We start from the raw sequence: 17,561 nt of genomic DNA, 5'->3' as shown, positions 1-17,561 counted from the left end.
GGTTCATGGGCAGGATCGTGTTCGTCATGTCGTGTCACCTCCTCTCGTGCTGCTGCTGTGGTCGATCGGTGTCGGTCGCGTCGCTTCGCTTCGCTTCGACACGAGGGCCTTGACCTGGTCGCGCCGTTCCCACCGGGGAGGGTGCTGTTGCCTTCCTCGACTGTGGGAATGGTCGGGCCGTCCTGCCCTGGTAGAGCCCTGGTGGAGCCCTGGTGGGCGGCGGGTGGTGGTGTCGCCTCCTGGTGTGTGCCTCTTGCCCGGGACCTTGGTCCTGGCGGCCGGGCGTTGCCCGCGCGCTATCGCGCCCGGACAGGATCCGGCTCGCCCGCGCACGGTGGCGCGTTCGGGCGGTGGTGGTGCTCGTCCGCGCACTAGGGCGCGTTCGGGCGAGGGTGGTGCTTTGGTGGTGCTGGTCGCCATGGACGTGGTGCCGGTACTGTGCCGGGTCCGAGTCCTCATTGCTCGGCCTGGAGTGCCGGTCACGCTGGCGGGTCTGGCTGGGGTTGAAGACGCCTCCGTGTGAGGTGTTTCCTTCTGGTGAGGGTGATCCGGACCAGGATCGTCCACCCAGTCACGGCCCTTCGGGGGCGCGGACAGCTGCGGGCGATGGCACGGGGATGAGATCGGTCGCCTCCAGTAGCGGAGGGCCACCCCTGGCTTGCGGGGTCGTCGCCTCGAAACAAGTCGGTTTGTCGGTTCGGCCAGAGGCTTGGCTTAGTCTGCTTACACCAGCCCCGACACCTGTACAAATTTCCTGTCCCTGTACGTACCTCAAGTATCCCTCGAACAGCCCCCGACCGTCATCACCCACACGCGTACAACACCCTCACATTCCGCCTCGGAACCGCAGCGCCGCAAGCGAAGACGCCCGCGTTCGCGAGTCCCCGCCCCGGCCCCACCGCACCGCAAGGAAAGACGCCCCCGTTCGCGAGTCGCCACCCCGGCCCCACCGCGCCGCAAGCCAAGACGCCCCCGTTCGCGAGTGCCGCCCCAGACTCACTGCGCCGCCGCGCCACCGCGCCAAGACGCCCGCGATCAGGAACGCCGCCGCCCCGGCCCCACCACGCCACCGCGCCGCAAGCCAACAGGCCCCCGTTCGCGAGTCGCCGCCCGCCCCGGAACGAACCTGCAACCCCGCCACCCGACCCCACCCCACCACCCACCCTTTCGTCGCTGCCCGGTTTGACCGCAACCCACCCCGACCCGAGCTCCGACACCCACCTGATGCGCCGGTCCAGCTGCATCCGAACCCATCCGAGCCGACGACGCTCGCGCAGCAGCCCGGGGGCTCGCGCTACGCGAAGGCGAAGACCGGCGGGAAGACCAGCACCACGATCCACGCCCAGGCGGCGTACACCGGCACGTAGTCGGTCTGCCAGCGCTCCAGCAGCGCGAACCGCTTGCGGCCCTTCACGATTCCCCAGTACAGCCAGGCCGTCCAGGCAAGGTTCACGAAGAGGATCAGGTTCTCGCCGAGCGCCGCCGTCTTGTTCGGGGTGAACCCGAACTCGGTGATCCGGCCCAGGATCGCGATGAGCACGAGCACGTCGATGAGCAGGGCGCTCACCACGAGCGCGAGCTGCATCCAGTCGAAGATCCTCGGCGGGGCGCCCGGGTCGCGCGCCGAGATCGAGTACAGGACCAGGGCGAGCACGACCACCAGCAGCAGGTCGAACAGGATGAGCATGTCCCGCTCGACGTCGATCGCGTTGGTGGTCACTGCGATCGCGACGAGCACGGCCACGAGCGTCACCGCGAACAGCGGTGTGAACACGCGGGTGAGCACCGGCGCCATGTTCTCGATGACGCTCTGCTTCGCCTCTACGAGCCAGGCGGCGACGATCACGGCGGCGGCGACGCCGCAGGGGATGAGCCATTCGCTGATGAAGGTCTCGGCGTCGATCCCGATGGCGCTGAACGTGCCGATGGTGATGCCGGTGAGCACGCCGCCGCCGAGGGCGATGAGCACCATGTAGATGAACCACTCGCCGCTGAAGCGGATGAAGTCCATGCGCCGCCGGCTCGAGCGCCAGTCGCCTTCGGCGTAGGCGACGCCGACGACGAGCCACAGCGCCAGCGGCAGGTGGATCGCGGAGAGCACTATGGACTGCGAGTCGTCGTCGAGCCGGTACGCGTTGGCGCCGACGGCCCCGAGTGCGAAGAGGCCCAGGAGCGCGATCGCGGTGCCTCGGCCGACCTTGCGGCGCCACGCGAAGTAGACGGTGAGCGGCGCGAGGATGAGCAGGCCGATGTTGCGCCCGTAGAACTCCGCGCTCTCGTCGAACCCGAAGCCGAACAGCGCCGGGAGCTTCACGGCCAGCACGCCGAGGGCCGCGCACACGACCATGACGAGCAGGCCTCGTCGCCGCTCGGCCTCGGCGGGCGCGTCCTCGTCGGTGAGCACGAGCTGCTTCCACAGCCGGTCGGAGTGCTCGCGGGCGAACTCGCGGGAGAGTTCGTCCATGCGGCCCATGCGTTTGACGGCGATGAGGAAGGCCTCGTCGGGGTGCAGGCCCGTCTCGGTGAGGTCGGCGACGCGCTCGCGGAGGTGGTCCTCCAGTTCGTCCACGTCGGCGCTGGCGACGGCGCGGCGGCGCAGCATGTAGGAGCGCCATTCGGCGATCTGCGTTTCGAGTTCAGTCTCGTTCTCTGTCATGTCACCCCTCCAGTACGGGGCCAGGGGCCGGGACGATCGACCGCGTGGCCTTCCAGATGTCTTGCAGCGCTTCGGTGACGGCGTCCCACTGTTTGCGCTGCTCGGCCAGTTCCTTCAGGCCCGAGGGGGTGATGGCGTAGTACTTGCGGCGCCGGCCGCCTTCGGGGGTGCGCCAGTGGGCTTCGACGTGGCCGAGCCGTTCGAGGCGGTGGAGGAGTGGGTAGAGCAGGCCTTCGGTCCATTCGAGGCGGCCGCCGGAGCGTTCGCTGATCGCTTTGAGGATCGCGTAGCCGTAGCTCTCCTCTTCGGCGAGGATGCCGAGGACCAGGGGTGTCGCCGAGGCGGCGACGAGGTCTTTGGCGATGTGCATGAGGGGGTGCCTCCTAACCCTAGTAGTTCTATGCCTTGAGGTTCTATGCATCGTAGCGCTAGGGTTCGGATTCGGCAAGGCCCCAGGTCAGCACGCAACAGCGGGGCCGAGCAGGCGCACCCGCTCGGCCCCGCCGCCGCGAACCCGGTCAGCCGTTCGGCACGATCACCGCGAACCCGGTCAGCCGTTCGGCACGATCACCGCGCGCCCGTCGATCGTCCCCGCGTGCAGCCGCTCGTACGCCTCCGGCGCCTCATCGAGCGAGAACCGCTCCACGTGCACGTCCACCAGACCCGCGCTTGCGAGGTCGAACACCTCGACCAGCTCATCGCGCGAACCCCAGTACGGGGCCTTCACCGACACCTCGAACGGCAGCGCCCCGAACCCCACCGGCAGCGTCCCGCCGCCGATGCCCACGATCACCACGTCGGCCTCCACCGCCGCGCACTCGCCCGCCGTCGCGACGGTCGGCGCCGCGCCCACGAAGTCGAACACCGCCTGCGCCCCGATCCCGCCGGTCAGCTCCTTCACCTTCCCGGCCGCCGCCGCATCCGAGAGCACCGTCTCGTGCGCCCCCACCCGGCGCGCGAGCGCGAGCTTCTCCTCGGAGACGTCGAGCGCGACCACCCGCGCGGTCGTGAGCGCCCGCAGCAGCTGCACCGCCACGTGCCCGAGCCCGCCGGTGCCGATCACCACGGCCGTCGATCCGGGCACCAGCTTCGGCAGCGAACCCTTGATCGCGTGGTACGGCGTGAGCCCGGCGTCGGTGAGCGGCACGGTCTGCACCGGGTCCAGGTCCCCGAGCGGCACGAGGTGCCGCGCGTCGTCCACGATCAGGTACTCGGCGATCGCGCCGGGCGCGCCGAGACCGGGCGGGTTGATCCCCAGCTCGGCGGCGCGCTGACAGTAGTTCTCCTTGCCGGCGGCGCATTTGGCGCAGCGCCCGCAGCCCCACGGGCCGTAGACGGCGACGGACTCGCCGATCTCGATCCCGTGCACGCCGTCGCCGAGGGCGGCCACGGTCCCGGCGCCTTCGTGGCCGAGCGTCAGCGGCAGCGCGTACGGGAACGCGTCGGCGGGCCAGGACATGACGGCGATGTCGGAGTGGCACACCCCGGCGGCCGTGACCTTGAGGAGCACCTCGCCGGGTCTCGGCTCGGGCGTGGGGACCTCGACGACTTCCGGGGCCGCGCCGATCTCGCGGTACTGCAGGGCTCTCATGGACTCCTCCGGTTCTCGGGCGAAACGGCCGAACCACCGGCGAAATCGCTGATGGCGGGCCCTGTCGACCCGGTCACCGTAACCCGGGGCGGGACGCCGGAGGCGCGATTCCGGACCGCCGGGGGCCCGCGCACGCGGGCGGTCGGCTAGGTTCGGGCGCGTGGACATCGCAGACGACCCCCAGGCGCTGTTGGACCGCGCGAAGGCCCTCACCGCGCCGGGCCGCGTGCTCATCGGCATCGCCGGCTGCCCCGGCGCGGGCAAATCGACCGCCGCCGCGTGGCTCGCGCACGCGCTCGACCGGGAGGGCCGCCGGGCCGTGCAGGTCCCGATGGACGGCTTCCATCTGGCGAACGCCGAACTCGTGCGCCTCGGCCGCCGGGGCCGCAAGGGCGCGATCGACACGTTCGACGGCCACGGCTACCGGGCTCTGCTGGAACGCGTTGCGGCCGAACGGGAAGCGACCGTGTACGCGCCCGAGTTCGACCGCCGCGTCGGCGAGCCCGTCGCCGGTTCGATCGCGGTCCCGCCCGAGGCCGAGATCGTGGTCACCGAGGGGAACTACCTGCTCGACGAGGACGGCCCCTGGCCCGCCGTGCGGGCCGCGCTGACCGAGGTCTGGTACTGCGAGACGCCCGAACCGCTGCGCCTGGCCCGGCTCGTGGCCCGGCACGAGCGCTTCGGCAAGTCGCCCGAACACGCCCGCTCCTGGGTCGCCGACGTCGACGAACGAAACGCCGAACGAATCCGCGCCGCCAGGCACCGCGCCGACCTCGTGATCGACTTCGAGGCGCTGGGCATCGGCAGGCCGGACGCGTAAGGCGCCGCCTGAGCTCAGGCCGAGGCGGGCGGCAGGGCGACGAACGGTTCGGTCAGGTGCGAGGACGCCACGTGCAGTGTGCCCGCCCGTCCCGCCAGCAGCCGTTCCCTTGAGCGCCTTGCCTCCTCGGGGTCGATCTCGTACACGTAGGCGAGTTCCGGGTAGAGCGCCTGGATCGCGTGGACGAGGAGGTCGCCGGTGATGAGCACCGATTCGCGGCCGTCGGCGACGACCACGCTCTGGTGCCCGGGGGTGTGCCCCGGGGTCGCCACCACGCGGCCCGCGTCGCGGAGCGGCGCGTCGCCGTCGAGCAGCCGGAGCTGGTCGGACGCCCGGAGCGGGTCGATCAGGGTCTCGCGCAACTGCGGGTTGAGGGTGTCGACGGCGTCGAACTCGGCGCGCTGGATCAGGTACGCGGCGTTGGGGAAGAAGGAGCTGAGGCCGGTGCTCGGACCGTCCCCGCTCGTGGTGACGGCCTCCTCGGCCACGACGGCCCAGCCGATGTGGTCGGTGTGGAGGTGCGTGAGCACCACCGTGTCCACTTCAGACGGGTCGATGCCGGCCGCCGCCAGGGACTCCGGAAGCTTCCCGGGCAGCGGCGCCCAGGTCGCGGGGGCGTCGGCCGGGCCGATGCCGGCGTCCACCACGGTGATGCCCTCGGGGCCGCGGATCGCGAACGCCCGGAAGTTGAGGGACCACCGCCCTTCCGCGTCGACCGCGCCGGGGTCGAACCGGTCGACCGCCGCCCACTGCTCGGCGGTGGCGTCCGGGAAGGCGCCCTCCCGCGACGTGAACGGGAAGGGGCCCACGCCGTCGGCGAGGGCGATGATCTCGGTGGCACCGATGCGAATCGAGGGGGTCACGGCCGCGATTCTGCCACGATCGAGTGACACCGCCGCCGCAGCCGGGCGTTTCTGTCGCACCCCCCTGCCATCGTGGTGACAACGGTCCCCGGGGTGGGTGGGGGTTTGGGATGGTACCCCTGCTTTAGCCCCCCGATGAGCAGGCTGTTTGGGTTGGAGTGCACTCCAGGTCGTAGGCTGCGAGCGGTTGTACTGATCGATACATGGGGGAAGAGCATGGCACGCGTGGCGGTGACCGGCGGCAGCGGCAAACTCGGACGAGCCTGCGTCCGCGACCTGGTGGAGCACGGGTACGAGGTGGTCAACCTCGACCGCGTGCCCTCGCCTGACGGCCTCGCGCCGTTCCTGCAGATCGACCTCGCCGATCACGGGCAGGTCGTCTCGGCCCTCACCGGCGTGGACGACCGCTACGACCGCCTCGACGCCGTCGTGCACCTCGCCGCGATCCCGGCCCCTGGCCTGCGGCCGAACTCGGCGATCTTCCAGAACAACATGCTGAGCACCTACAACGTGTTCGCCGCCGCCAAGACCGCCGGCATCGACAACATCGTCTGGGCCTCGAGCGAGACCGTGCTCGGCCTCCCCTTCGAGACCCCGCCGCCCTACCTCCCGGTCGACGAGGAGTACGAGCCCCGCCCCGAGTCCACGTACTCGCTCGTCAAGACCCTCGAAGAGGCCATGGTCGGCCAGCTCTGCCGCTGGAACCCCGCCCTCAAGGCCACCGGCCTGCGCTTCTCGAACGTCATGTACGTCGAGGACTACGCGGCCTTCCCCGCCTTCGAAGCGGACCCGAAGCTCCGCGACTGGAACCTCTGGTCCTACATCGACGCCCGCGACGGCGCGCTCGCGATCCGCCTCGGCCTCGAACGCGAGGGCACCGGCAAGGAGGTCTTCGTGATCGCCTCCCCCGACACGGTGATGAGCACGACGACGCCGGATCTCGTGGCCGCCCACTACCCCGACCTCGAGCTCAAGCGGCCCGTCGCGGGGCACGAGACGCTCCTGTCGATCGACAAGGCCCGCAGGCTCCTCGGCTTCGACCCGAAGCACACCTGGCGCGACCACGTCTGAGACGCAGTGAAGGGCGGGACCGAGGTCCCGCCCTTCACCTTGTCCCGCATGGGCGCTCAGCCTGCGATCAGCTCCTGCGCCTTCACCGTGTACCCGCGGATCTGCTCCTGCCACGCGTACGTGTCCACCTCGATCGCCGCGTACTGCTCGTTGACCGCGGCGTCGAACGTGGCGAGCGCGGTCTCCCGGTAGCCGGTCGCGTCGCCGCACTCGGCGAACGCCACCGCCATGTCGACCTCGTACGCGCGCTTGCCGTCGAAGTCGTCCGGCACGTCCTCAGGGAGGTCCGGGACGGGCGGGCTCGTGTCGACCGGCGCCTCCTCGCCCGGGATCGTGCCCGGGTCGTACGGCTCCCCGGTGTACAGCATCGCGGAGTAGTCCTGCATGTCGAGCCTCCCGAGGTCGTCGATCTCCCAGCCCGGGTACCCGGCCTCGTCGATGCAGCCCAGGAATCCGGCGTGCTCGTCGGCCATCTGCTCCGCGTACCCGGCCTCCATCGCGTCGTAGTCGGCTTCGGGCTGCACCGGACGCCACTGCCAGACGAGGTAGCCGCCGTCGAAGTCGAGTTCCACCTGCTGCGGCTCGCCGTAGAGCGCCTCGATCATCTCCAGTTGGCAGCCGCCCGGTTTCGGCTCGCCTTGGACCTCGCCGTCGCCGAACTCGAGCGAACCGTCCTCAGAGGACCCATCGGGGACCGGCTCGCCGGTGCCCTCCAGCGCCGCCGTGGCCTCCTCGCCCTGGTACGCGACCCTCCAGGCGCGGCGCTCGTCGTCGGGCAGCGACTCGAACTTGGAGTTGTCGAACACCGGTTCATCAGCGAACGGATCGGGGAACGTCGCCTCGTAGTAGTCCTGCGTCTCTTGGGAGTCGAACATCTCCTCGGTCTGGGACCACCAGCCGAAACCCCACTCCGCGGCGATGTTCGCCTCTGGCAGGAAGCCGTCGGTCGGGTAGTAGTCCACAAGGGACTGCATCTCGTACGGCTCGTGCTGCCCCAGTTCCCGCAGATCGTGCACCTCGAAGCCCTGCGCCTCCAGGCAATCGGCGATCACCCGGTCCTCGGCCGCGTCCAGCTCCTTCGAGAGCCGCACGTTCTCGTTGGCCATCTCGAGCAGTCCGGCCGCGTCCACGGCCTCGCCGTCCGCGCCCGTCTCGGCCGCGTCCGTGGGATCGCCGCCCGACGCCGTGCAGGCCGCGGTCGCGGCCAGCGCGACCGCACCGAGCACTCCCGCCGCCCGCCGCCACCGGAACACCGAGCCCTGCCGTTCGCCCACTTCATGCATAAGGCTGATACGCCGCGATGCGCCGCGCCGGTTGCAAGTTCCGCCGCGCAACGGCGCCGCTACCGCCGGTGCGCTACTCCAGGCGCTTGCGCCATTCCAGGTCGGTGATCCTGATCCGGGTGCGTTCCGAACCGTCCCAAGCGGTCTGGAGCCCGTGCGCCTGCAGGGTCTTGACCACGTCGTGCCCCACGGCGACGGTGTCCTCGACCGCGTCCGACCGGGACCCGTAGGCGAGGTAGAGGACGCCGTCGTGGGCGGACTCGGTGTCCTGCATGTGGAAGAACACGTACCCGCGGTGCTCGGGGCCGGCCTCGTCCCAGATCTCGGTGGTGCCGCAGCGCTGGCAGCACGCGAAGTGCTCGCGCGCGACGATCCCGCTCCGGTCGAGCTCCGCGAACGCCTCGGTCAGCCGGTCGCAGTCCGTGACGCCCCATCCGGCCTGCTCGGCGACCTTCTCGCGCCACATGGGGGCGAGGATCTCGCGGGCCTGGGCCTGCGTGATCGGCGGGTCGGTTTCGGACATCTCCTCGAGGTCCTGCACCATCCGGTCGAACGACAGGTACCCCATCTGGAGGTATTTGGCGGCCAGGACGGTGGTCTCGGCGGCGGCTTCGGGGGAGGGCGCGGGCGCCGGCTCCGCGTTCCACCACTCGGCCGGCTCCCACGGGTGCCCGCCCTCCCAGCCGGGTTCATTGCGCGCCCAGGCCGTGAACACCGCGGACGCCGCCTCGACGGTCAGCGACGCCTCCACCCAGGGCTCGTCGCCGACCCGGTACGACACGTCGACGTGCCCGGAACCGGGCTCGCCCGCGGCCTGGATGGTGTCGTGCGGCAGGTCCGGGACCCGCTGGACGACGATCCACTCTGAGGTCCCGTCGTCGAGCCGGTGCACGCGTTCGCCGAGTTCGCCGGCGGTGAGGTGCGCGAACGTCCGGTTCCGGTCGTCGTAGCCGCGGATCGCCAGCGGCTCGTCAGGGGTCTGGCTCATCCGGCCACCCTACGACGCCGCCTCCAGCGGTCAGACCTCGTACCAGATGTGGAAGTCGTCGTACTTGTGGACGCCCGGCGCGCCGCCGATCTCCCGCACGGCCTCCTGCAGCGCCCGGAGCTGGTCTACCCGCATGGGCAGCGCGGCCTCGTCCGGCTGGTAGGTCGATCCGCGCGGGTAGTCGAGGCCCGGTGCGATCGACATCTCGACGTGGCAGCCCAGCACGTGCGACACGGGGTGCTCCTCGCACCACGCCACAAGTCGGTCCACAGTGGCCTCGAAAGCGTTCCAGTCCTGCACGTACAACCGGCCCGGGTAGAACGTGTCCCCGGTGAGGAGCAGGCCGCTCCACCGGTCGTAGAACACCGTCGCCGACGCGTGGTGCCCCGGCCCCGGCACGACGTCGACCACCCGGCCGCCCAGGTCCAGCTCGCGCGGCGTCAGCGGCCAGTCGTCGAAACCGTAGAACGCCCGCACCGCATCGAGGCCGGGACTGACCACAATGGTGTCCGGCCGGTCCGCGAACTGCGCGTCGGCGGCCTTGTGGTCGCCGTGGCCGTGCGTGTGCGCGACGATCAGCCGGTACTCCTCGCGCCGGTGGCGGCCCAGCCAGTCCTCGATGTGCGCGTCCACGACCTCCCGCAGCGGGAAGTACTCCGGCTCGGGCGTCGCGCCGGTGTCGATGAGCAGCGCCGCGTCGTTGCCGAACAGCAGGAACATGAACGGCGCCTCGTAGTTCACCGACTTGTTCTGCCGCATGATGACCGTGTGCTCGTCGGCGGGGTGCGACTGGATCTCCGGGGCCGGGTCGTGCTTCGCGGACGGCCAGCCCGCGTGCCAGTCCACCTCCAGGTCGGGCGTGCACCCGCCGGGACGGAACCGCACCGGGCGGCCCGACCTCCCCGACTCCTCGGCACCGGCCGGTCGCTGTTCGAAAGCCATGGCACCCACGGTAAGGGTGCCCAGTGCACCGGCGGCCAACAGGCTGCGGCGGCGTGTCGAGGTCATGCGGACTCCTTGCGGTCGAAGGGATTGACACCACCAGTCTCACCACCCCCGGCGGTATGCGCCTCGTGTCCGCGGATGAACTGCGCCCCAAGCACTCCCGACCAAAGATGCAACCGCACGCCCTCCTTCGGTCGTACACCTCTCGAACGATTCGCTACAGTGGCGCGGCAGCCCCGCCGCAGCCTGAAACCCCGGAAGGCGGTCGCCGAAATGCGCCGTGCCGCAATCACCCTGTTCGCCGGAGCCTTCGTGCTCACCGGATGCTCGGAACCGGAAACCGAGGTCACCGCCGAGGACATCACCGCCATCGAGGCGAGCATCGTGAACGGCTCCGCGCTGGCCTGGGAGCTCACGCAGGCCGAGACGCGGGTCGCGAGCATGTGCATGCAGGACGAGGGCTTCACCGTCCACGACACGGTCCGCCTCCACGGCAGCATGACCCCGAACCGCTTCGAGGGCTTCAACGCCCCGTACGCGCGCCTCCCCACGGTCGAGCAGGCCGGGAAGTTCGGTTTCGGCTCCTGGGTCTGGGCGTCCGAATCCGAAGAGGCCCTTGCCATGCGCGAGGATCTGGACTTCCTCGCCTTCACCGCCGTGGACCAGGGTTGGCACGATCCGGCCGAGGACGACGCGTACGCGGAGTGGGACGCGATGGACGAGGAGTACAAGGAGTCGTGGACTGTGGCGTTCGTGGGCGCGGAGCGGGCCGCATATGACAAGGCCATGTCGGACGCCTTCGAAGGGGCCGACACCCCCGAGGAGGTCGAAGCGGTCGACACCGAGGCGCTCGGCCCGCAGCCGCCCTTCGGCGGCTGCGAACTGAAGACCATCGAGATCGTCTACGGGGAGCCGTTCCACCGGGAGGTCGACGGCGAGGACTACTGGAGCCGGCCCGACATGGAGAGCCCGCTCACCTGGATCGGCGACGGCGAGCTGTACGCCGAACTCTCGAACGAGTACGCCGACCAGGAAGAGGACTTCCTGATCTGTGTGAGCGAACGCGGCTACGGCGAATGGGAGTTCGACGACTTCGGCGCATTGCCCGTCGCCTGGTACCTCGAGCAGCTTTACGGCGGCGGCGCCTCCTACGAGGGGATGGAGGAGGAGGTCCCGCCGCTCACTGAAGCAGCCGAGGACGCCGCCGACCCTGTGGCGTACGAGTTCGCGATGGCCCTCGACTTCGCCGAGTGCGCCGAGAGCAGCGGCCTGCGCGAGGGGTCGGACGAGGCCTGGGCCCGAATGAGCGTCCAGAGGGTCATCGACCGCGAGTCCGAGGTCTACGCCTGGGAGCAGCAGATCCAGGAGTACCTGAACAACGCGCAGGACTACATCGCGGGAACGTGACCGGGCGGGAACGGGCGACCCGAGGCGCCGGGGCCTCCGGCCCGCGCGGCGGCCCCGGATAGGGGACTGGCACCCCGATCCGCTTGCCGCACTTAAGAAGGAGACGGGATCACCCGTTCGGTACAGTGACCGAAGACAGCCGCACCCCCGTCTCACGGAAGGCGGTCGTCCCATGCGCCGCATCGCGACCGCACTGTTCGCCGGCACGCTGGTCCTCACCGGATGCTCGGAACCGGAAGCCGAGGTCACCGCGGAGGACATCGCGAGCCTGGAGCAGACCCTCGTCCACGGCTCGGCACTGAGCTGGGAACTCACCCAGGTGGAGACCAGGGTCGCGAGCATGTGCATGGCCGACCTGGGCTTCGACGTGCACGACGCGAACACCCTCCACGGCAAGGTCACCCCCGGCCGGTTCGAAGGGTTCGCCTCGCCGTACGCCGAGATCCCCACGGTCGAGCAGGCCGAGAAGTTCGCCTTCGGCGCCTGGGTCGATTTCGTCGGCTCCGACGAGGCCGAAGCGATGCAGGCGGACCCCGACTTCCTCGCCTTCAACGCGGCCGAGGAGGGCTGGTGGGACACGGCCTGGGACGAGGCCCGCGAGGAGTGGGAGGCCACCGACGAGGAGTACCAGCAGGCTTGGAACGAAGCCTTCGTCGGATCGGAACGGGCCGCCTACGACGCGGCGCGGACCGCCGCGTCCGAGGAGGCCGAGGAGGACGAGGAGATCGACCTCGGCACCGAGCCTCCGTTCGGCGGCTGCGAGTTGGAGACGATCGAGATCGTCTACGGCGGACCGGCGAAGACGGAGGACGTCGACGGCGTCTACTGGAGCAGACCCGACACCGAGAACCCCCTCGCCCAGTTCGGCGACACCGGGTATGAGGAGCTCTCAGCCGCCTATGCGGACGAGGAGCAGGCGTTCCTCGACTGCATCGAGGACCGCGGACACGGCGAGTGGGAGTTCGACGAATTCGGCGGCCTGCCCATGTTCGAGTACGTCCGCCGCGCCTACCCGGCGGAGATGACGTTGTACATTCCCGTCGAGGACACGGTGCCCGAGCTGACCGACGAGCACGAGGATCTGGTCGAAGCCGAAGGCCCCCAGGCGTTCGAGTTCAAGGCGGCCACGGATTTCGCGGGTTGCGCGGAGGATGCGGGCCTGCGTGATGGGGCCGAGGACGCCTGGGCCCGCATCAAAGTCGGGCAGATCATCGACCATGAGGTCGAGGTCTACGCCTGGGAGCAGGAGATCGAGGAATACCTGGGCAACGCCCAGGACTACCTCGCCGGCAATTAGCGGTCGTCCTCGAACCGGGCACCCGGGTCCGCTTGCTTGCCGCGCCCGTTCGCCGCACCGGTCGGTGAGGTGTTCCGAGGGCCACCGAATCCGACGTGCTGAGCGGACGCTGCTGACCGAACGGCTCACGCGGACGATCGCCGAACTGCAAGGTGGAGCAGTTCGGTGATCGTCCGCGCTCCCCGAATCAGGCGGTCCTGACCGAGACTCCGAGTGCGTTGGGGAAGTACGCGACCGGTGTGAAGACACTGTCTCCGGCACAGCGCCCCACATGGCCTCCGTACGCCCGGTTGCCGTGGGACCAGCCGCCACCGGAGTCGCCGCCGGTGGTGACGTGCTTGTTCATCTGGACCAGGCGATCGGTGCTGGTGCCGTTGATCGTGCAGGTGAGGCTGGGCCGCAACAACAGCGCCGAGCAGTCACGCTCATTGGTCGACCGGCCGTAGACGCAGATCGATTCGCCGGTGGTGAGTCCGGCGGCCGGTTCGATGGAGGTCGTGGTGCGACGCGTGCTCGCATTGGCGTAGAACCGGGCTGGAGTGGATTGGCCGGGCACGCTGTGCCATTCGACGTCGCCCCACCGGCCGCGATGCTGCGCCCTGTAGTCCATCGCGTGCCAGCCGCTGCCGTTTTCGAGGATGCGGGTCATGCCGTCGCAGTGGCCGGCGGTGGTCACGCCTTGGGCGCCCCTGGGGGTGATGACGGTCCAACCGCTGGTGCACGATGCTCCGCCGCCGTTGACCCTGGCGCCTCCGAAGGCGTACTCGAGCCCGGCTTCCAGCGAGTCGACGAAGTGCAGTTCGACGCCCTCTTCGAACTCCTCGGACAGAGCGGCTCGAACGGTCGTCCTGCTGGACGAGAACTCCTCGGTGGTCTCGATGGCGGCTTCGACGGTGCCGCTGGTGATGTCGACGGCCGTCATGAGGGTGTCGTATCCCATGCCGATGAGCTCGGCGTGCAGCTTGTCGTTGCGCTCTTGCAGCTCGGCGAACGAATAGGGCTGACCGTCGGCGATGTCGACGGCGACCTCGGCCGAGGCGGCGAGTGCGTTGATCGCAGGGGCGGCGGTGCCTTTGATGTAGAGCGTGGGAGTGCCGCCGGGCGTTGTGGACAATGCGGATCCGACGAAGGCGTCAGGGTATGCCTCCGCGACCTGGACTGCCAGGTCCCCGATCGCTTCGGTCGCCTTGTGCTGGGCGAGCGCTTCGGCGTAGGTCCAACCCTGGGCCGCGGCGATGAGGGTGAGGTCTTGGGCGAGGGCTTCGTCGGCGGTCTGGAGGTAGGGATCTGCTTCGAGTTCTTCGGCATTCGCGGCCGCCGCGGGGGCGAGCAGGAGTGCGGATGATGCGAGCGCGATGAGCGCACGGTTCTTCATCATGTTCCGTCCAGTCTCTCGGAGGGGAGTCGTCTCGGCGGCGACCTGTCCGATGGACGAAGGCCGGAAGCCGTGACTGAGACCGTGGCCGCCGAGTCGGGAACCCGAACGCGACCAGGCCTTGACGCCATTCTTTCGGTGGAGGGAGGGGAAAGCGAGGCGGAACACCGGCGGATGACCGGCAGCTGTCGGACACACCGCGGCGGGTTGAGCCTCCGCGGTCGACGGATGCTCAGTGCGCCTCTGGGAGCTGCGGCAGTTCCGGCGCGCCGCTGATGGGCTCGACCGTGCCGATGACCGTGATCGCGCCGTCGTCGAGCCGGTCGTCGTCGAGCACGACCTTGCCGTGGCTGCCGTCGGCGGCGACGAGGGTCCAGCGGTAGTCCTCCGCGGTCTCCGGTCCGAAGACCGCCCGGTGCTTGAGCCTCGTGGCGAGTTCCACGGCCACATCGAGGAGTTCAGGGTCGCCCGCATGCGAGGCGAACGCGTCGAAGCCGACGAACTCGGCATACGCACCCGGCCCCGAACCGGCGGCGACCTGGGCGATGATCGGCTCGACCACGGGAGCGGCGAACGCGCTGCCGTCCCAGACCTCGATCTGCTCGCGGGGGATCGCGAAGGCCGCGGCGGCTTCGGCTGCAAGCACACCGAGGTCCACCGGCTCTATGAACACGATCGTGTAGTCGCGCATCAGGCCCGCTCCTGTCCCTGATTGAACACATTTCGCGCAGTTTCCCACGTTTTATCCGTCATATGACGGCTGAACCGGGCGATTTGCGGATCGCGTTCGGCCGCAGCCCGGTCCCCCTTGTAGACCTTCAGGCCCTTCAACGCGGTGTACTCGAGCTTGTCCAGCTCCACGAAACCCTTGCCTCGCACGGGATACACGGTCCCCGTGGGCTTGACGCCGTAGGTCCGGTCGTTGACCTTGTAGAGGTTGTCGCGCACGTACTCGGCCCGGCCGCCCCGGATCGAGGCGATGTCGGCATCGGTGTCGACCCCGGGCAGCACGACCGTGTTCCGCTCTTTCGCCTGGCTCTTCATCTGGAGCTTCCCGAGGAAGTGCCGCTTGCTGATGCCTTTCGGGGAGACCGAAGCGGCCGGTCCTTTGAGCGGCCGCGACTCTTGCCCGGCGGCGCTTCCCGCCGCGGAAACCGAGCGCGAAGCGCGGCCCCGCATCGGATTCCCCGCGCCGCTCCGGATGGCGCTTGCAAGTAAACCTTTGAGCGCATCGACTTGCTGCCGAAGGGAATCGAGGGCATCGGCCAATGCATTGGCATGGCCGGCGAGTTCTTCGGCCCGGCTCCCGGCGACTTGGGTCTGTCGTGCCGTGGTCTCCACGCCGATGGCGTCGAGTCGCGCCGCCAATCGGTCCAGGAGGTCTTTCGAGGACGTGATGCTTCCGGCGAGTTCCCGCGCGCTATCGGCGTTCGTGGCGACTGAGCCAGAAGCTTCTTCGATACTCGACACCGGAGCTCCTTCCGGGAGGGGGGTCTCATCAGTATGGAGGCGTGAGAGGGTGATCACAACTACGCGAGTCGTTGCGCGGCATGCCAAGTTTCGAAAATGGGGCCGGCCGACCCCCACCAGGTCAGCCGGCCCCCGCCGGGAGAGTCAAGTCTCTAAAATGCTCGCACTTCGCCTACGCGGGAAGGGCGTTCATCCATCGCAGTACCGGCTGTCCCACGGGCGCGTGGTGACCTTGTAGAAGACCTTGAACGCCGTGTCCTCCAGCCAGACCTTCCACTCGGGGGAGTAGGAGCGCCAGACTTCACCCCAGGTCGCGTGCAGGTGTCCCGTGTTGATCCCCGAGACGATCATGACGATGTCCACGCGTTCGCCGGGGACATAGACCTGGAACGAGTCGGGTGCGTCGACACTCGATGCGCGGACGCAGAACTCATTGCGGCCGTCCGTGAATCGTCCGCGCAGCAGCGGATCGGAAGGTTCAGCGATCTTCATTGCACTCACTCCACTTCGGATGTTGTCGGATATCCGACAGATCCCTGGCGTACTGCCGAGCCGGGACCTCTTCAACCTACGGAGCGCGCAAGCCGCTGAACAGGAGATTCCAATCGTGAGTCGAGGGTGCCTTGCTAAGTACCCCTACAAAACAGGCCTTGTTTTGTAGGGATGGATTGGTAAGGCGTGCTTTCGGAGTGCTGATTGTGACAGGTGTCCACCTTGTCGCAACGCAATGTCATCATTGGAGACCAGCATGAATTCCGCTGAGGCAGGAGGCAACCCACCGTGCCATCATCGAAGCTCGCAAAGTGGCTCCCGGGCAGGGAAATCCGAATCCGAGGCGATCAGACCGTCTCCAAGTGGGAGCACTTCGTGAAGTGCCCTGAGGCGACTCAGATGTACGTGCTCGCCGCCAAGCTCGGCATGGACGACGAGTTGCGCGACTACATGGTCCAGATCGCAGAGAACGAGCACGAGCAGAATCTCCGCTCTGACCGCCGCTTCAACGCGCTGTGCTTGAGCATGGCCGAGCGGTCGAACGGCCAGATCCACAAGTGGGAGCCGATCTTCGTGCCGGGCATCGCCCAAACGCGCGACTACCACTTCAATCTGCTGCCGCGTTCGCAGCCGTACACCGCCGAACAACTCAACCGAGGTTGGTCGTTCAAGAAGTCACGCCAAGCAGCCCTGATCAGCCGCACGGACAACCCGACCATGCGCCTGGTCATCGGTGCGCAGGCCCTTCGAGACCTCGGACTCCTCACGGAGGAGGCGCGAGAGGAGCAGGTCGACCGCCTGCGGGAACTCGACGCTCTCCCGAACTGGGAAATCCGCATCGTCAGAGGGCCGCATCCGGAAGGAGCGAGCGCCTTCGACATCTACAAGCCCGCCGGTGCCGAGTTCGGAAGCCCGCCATTCGTCTATACGGAGCTCTTCGACGAGAGCTGGTGCATCGAGGAGACCGAAAGGATCGCGCGTTACGATGGACTGTGGCAGCTCCTCTGGGGCAAATCAATACCATTGAGGGAGTTTCTGAATGACTGACGTGACTGCCTGGCGCAAGAGCAGCCGCAGCGGTGGCGACAACAATTCCAACTGTGTTGAGCTCCGCCGGGCATGGCGCAAGAGCAGCCGCAGCGGCGTTGACAACAACTCTGATTGCGTCGAACTGGCCGCCTGCCCTGAGCGCGACGGCTTCCACGTCCGCGACTCCAAGCTCGGCAACGCTTCCCCGGTCTTCGACCTGTCGGCCGGCGACCTGACGAGCCTCCTGAGCCACACCCGCTAAAAGCGTGCGCCG

Annotated in this window: 17 protein-coding genes; 6 read left to right on the top strand and 11 right to left on the bottom strand. The window is 68.9% G+C overall.

The genetic code is table 11. The features are described from left to right. Positions 1 to 1,294 precede the first annotated feature (1,294 nt). The 3 genes from QWI33_RS05300 to QWI33_RS05290 all read right to left on the bottom strand — a co-directional run bounded on the left by QWI33_RS05300 (position 1,295) and on the right by QWI33_RS05290 (position 4,247). Positions 1,295 to 2,656 carry a permease prefix domain 1-containing protein gene (locus QWI33_RS05300; protein WP_289955618.1) on the bottom strand — a complete coding sequence of 454 codons (1,362 nt, stop codon included), beginning with the start codon at positions 2,654 to 2,656 and terminating at the stop codon, positions 1,295 to 1,297. A 1-nt stretch (position 2,657) separates the two neighbouring features. Further along, positions 2,658 to 3,026, bottom strand: coding sequence for a PadR family transcriptional regulator (locus QWI33_RS05295; protein WP_289955616.1), 369 nt, complete (start codon positions 3,024 to 3,026; stop codon positions 2,658 to 2,660). Positions 3,027 to 3,206: 180 nt separating this feature from the next. Next, positions 3,207 to 4,247 carry an NAD(P)-dependent alcohol dehydrogenase gene (locus QWI33_RS05290; protein ID WP_289955615.1) on the bottom strand — a complete coding sequence of 347 codons (1,041 nt, stop codon included), beginning with the start codon at positions 4,245 to 4,247 and terminating at the stop codon, positions 3,207 to 3,209. Between the two features lie 160 nt (positions 4,248 to 4,407). Here QWI33_RS05290 and QWI33_RS05285 point away from each other — a divergent pair, with 160 nt between their 5' ends. Beyond that, complete coding sequence (locus QWI33_RS05285) at positions 4,408 to 5,067, top strand: nucleoside/nucleotide kinase family protein (RefSeq protein ID WP_289955613.1); 660 nt, start codon at positions 4,408 to 4,410, stop codon at positions 5,065 to 5,067. 14 nt (positions 5,068 to 5,081) lie between these two features. Here QWI33_RS05285 and QWI33_RS05280 read toward each other — a convergent pair whose 3' ends face one another. Further along, positions 5,082 to 5,930, bottom strand: coding sequence for an MBL fold metallo-hydrolase (locus tag QWI33_RS05280; RefSeq protein WP_289955611.1), 849 nt, complete (start codon positions 5,928 to 5,930; stop codon positions 5,082 to 5,084). 216 nt (positions 5,931 to 6,146) lie between these two features. Here QWI33_RS05280 and QWI33_RS05275 point away from each other — a divergent pair, with 216 nt between their 5' ends. After that, positions 6,147 to 7,001: an NAD-dependent epimerase/dehydratase family protein gene (locus QWI33_RS05275; protein WP_289955609.1), complete on the top strand. Its 855-nt coding sequence runs from the start codon at positions 6,147 to 6,149 to the stop codon at positions 6,999 to 7,001. Between the two features lie 56 nt (positions 7,002 to 7,057). Here QWI33_RS05275 and QWI33_RS05270 read toward each other — a convergent pair whose 3' ends face one another. From QWI33_RS05270 to QWI33_RS05260, 3 genes are all read right to left on the bottom strand, one after another. Next, positions 7,058 to 8,275: a hypothetical protein gene (locus QWI33_RS05270; protein WP_289955607.1), complete on the bottom strand. Its 1,218-nt coding sequence runs from the start codon at positions 8,273 to 8,275 to the stop codon at positions 7,058 to 7,060. 82 nt (positions 8,276 to 8,357) lie between these two features. Then, on the bottom strand, positions 8,358 to 9,272 hold the full coding sequence (locus QWI33_RS05265) for a DUF6891 domain-containing protein (protein ID WP_289955604.1): 915 nt from the start codon (positions 9,270 to 9,272) through the stop codon (positions 8,358 to 8,360). Positions 9,273 to 9,302: 30 nt separating this feature from the next. Continuing rightward, positions 9,303 to 10,214 (bottom strand): MBL fold metallo-hydrolase, encoded by a 912-nt coding sequence (locus QWI33_RS05260; protein ID WP_289955602.1) that lies wholly within the window; start codon positions 10,212 to 10,214, stop codon positions 9,303 to 9,305. A 276-nt stretch (positions 10,215 to 10,490) separates the two neighbouring features. On the opposite strand from QWI33_RS05260, the gene QWI33_RS05255 reads away from it, so the two are divergent. Both QWI33_RS05255 and QWI33_RS05250 read left to right on the top strand, forming a co-directional pair. Then, positions 10,491 to 11,624, top strand: coding sequence for a hypothetical protein (locus QWI33_RS05255; protein WP_289955600.1), 1,134 nt, complete (start codon positions 10,491 to 10,493; stop codon positions 11,622 to 11,624). Between the two features lie 172 nt (positions 11,625 to 11,796). Further along, complete coding sequence (locus QWI33_RS05250) at positions 11,797 to 12,921, top strand: hypothetical protein (RefSeq protein WP_289955598.1); 1,125 nt, start codon at positions 11,797 to 11,799, stop codon at positions 12,919 to 12,921. A 187-nt stretch (positions 12,922 to 13,108) separates the two neighbouring features. On the opposite strand, the gene QWI33_RS05245 is transcribed toward QWI33_RS05250, so the two are convergent. The 4 genes from QWI33_RS05245 to QWI33_RS05230 form a co-directional block, all read right to left on the bottom strand. Beyond that, positions 13,109 to 14,299, bottom strand: coding sequence for a chymotrypsin family serine protease (locus QWI33_RS05245; protein WP_289955594.1), 1,191 nt, complete (start codon positions 14,297 to 14,299; stop codon positions 13,109 to 13,111). Positions 14,300 to 14,528: 229 nt separating this feature from the next. Next, a complete protein-coding gene (locus tag QWI33_RS05240) occupies positions 14,529 to 14,987 on the bottom strand; it encodes a hypothetical protein (protein ID WP_289955593.1) in 459 nt (152 codons plus the stop codon). After that, positions 14,987 to 15,766, bottom strand: coding sequence for a hypothetical protein (locus tag QWI33_RS05235; RefSeq protein ID WP_289955589.1), 780 nt, complete (start codon positions 15,764 to 15,766; stop codon positions 14,987 to 14,989). Before QWI33_RS05235 ends, QWI33_RS05240 begins: the two co-directional genes overlap by 1 nt. 189 nt (positions 15,767 to 15,955) lie before the next feature. Beyond that, positions 15,956 to 16,258, bottom strand: coding sequence for a hypothetical protein (locus QWI33_RS05230; RefSeq protein ID WP_289955588.1), 303 nt, complete (start codon positions 16,256 to 16,258; stop codon positions 15,956 to 15,958). 399 nt (positions 16,259 to 16,657) lie between these two features. On the opposite strand from QWI33_RS05230, the gene QWI33_RS05225 reads away from it, so the two are divergent. After that, entirely contained in the window at positions 16,658 to 17,305 is a 648-nt protein-coding gene (locus tag QWI33_RS05225) for a Scr1 family TA system antitoxin-like transcriptional regulator (RefSeq protein ID WP_289955586.1), read from the top strand. Further along, a complete protein-coding gene (locus QWI33_RS05220; protein ID WP_289955584.1) occupies positions 17,298 to 17,549 on the top strand; it encodes a DUF397 domain-containing protein in 252 nt (83 codons plus the stop codon). Before QWI33_RS05225 ends, QWI33_RS05220 begins: the two co-directional genes overlap by 8 nt. The last annotated feature ends 12 nt before the right edge of the window (positions 17,550 to 17,561 follow it).

It is taken from the genome of Glycomyces tritici, from assembly GCF_030403505.1.
The sequence above is the reverse complement of the archived record's forward strand: the minus strand, read 5'-3'. Positions and strand labels throughout refer to the sequence as shown.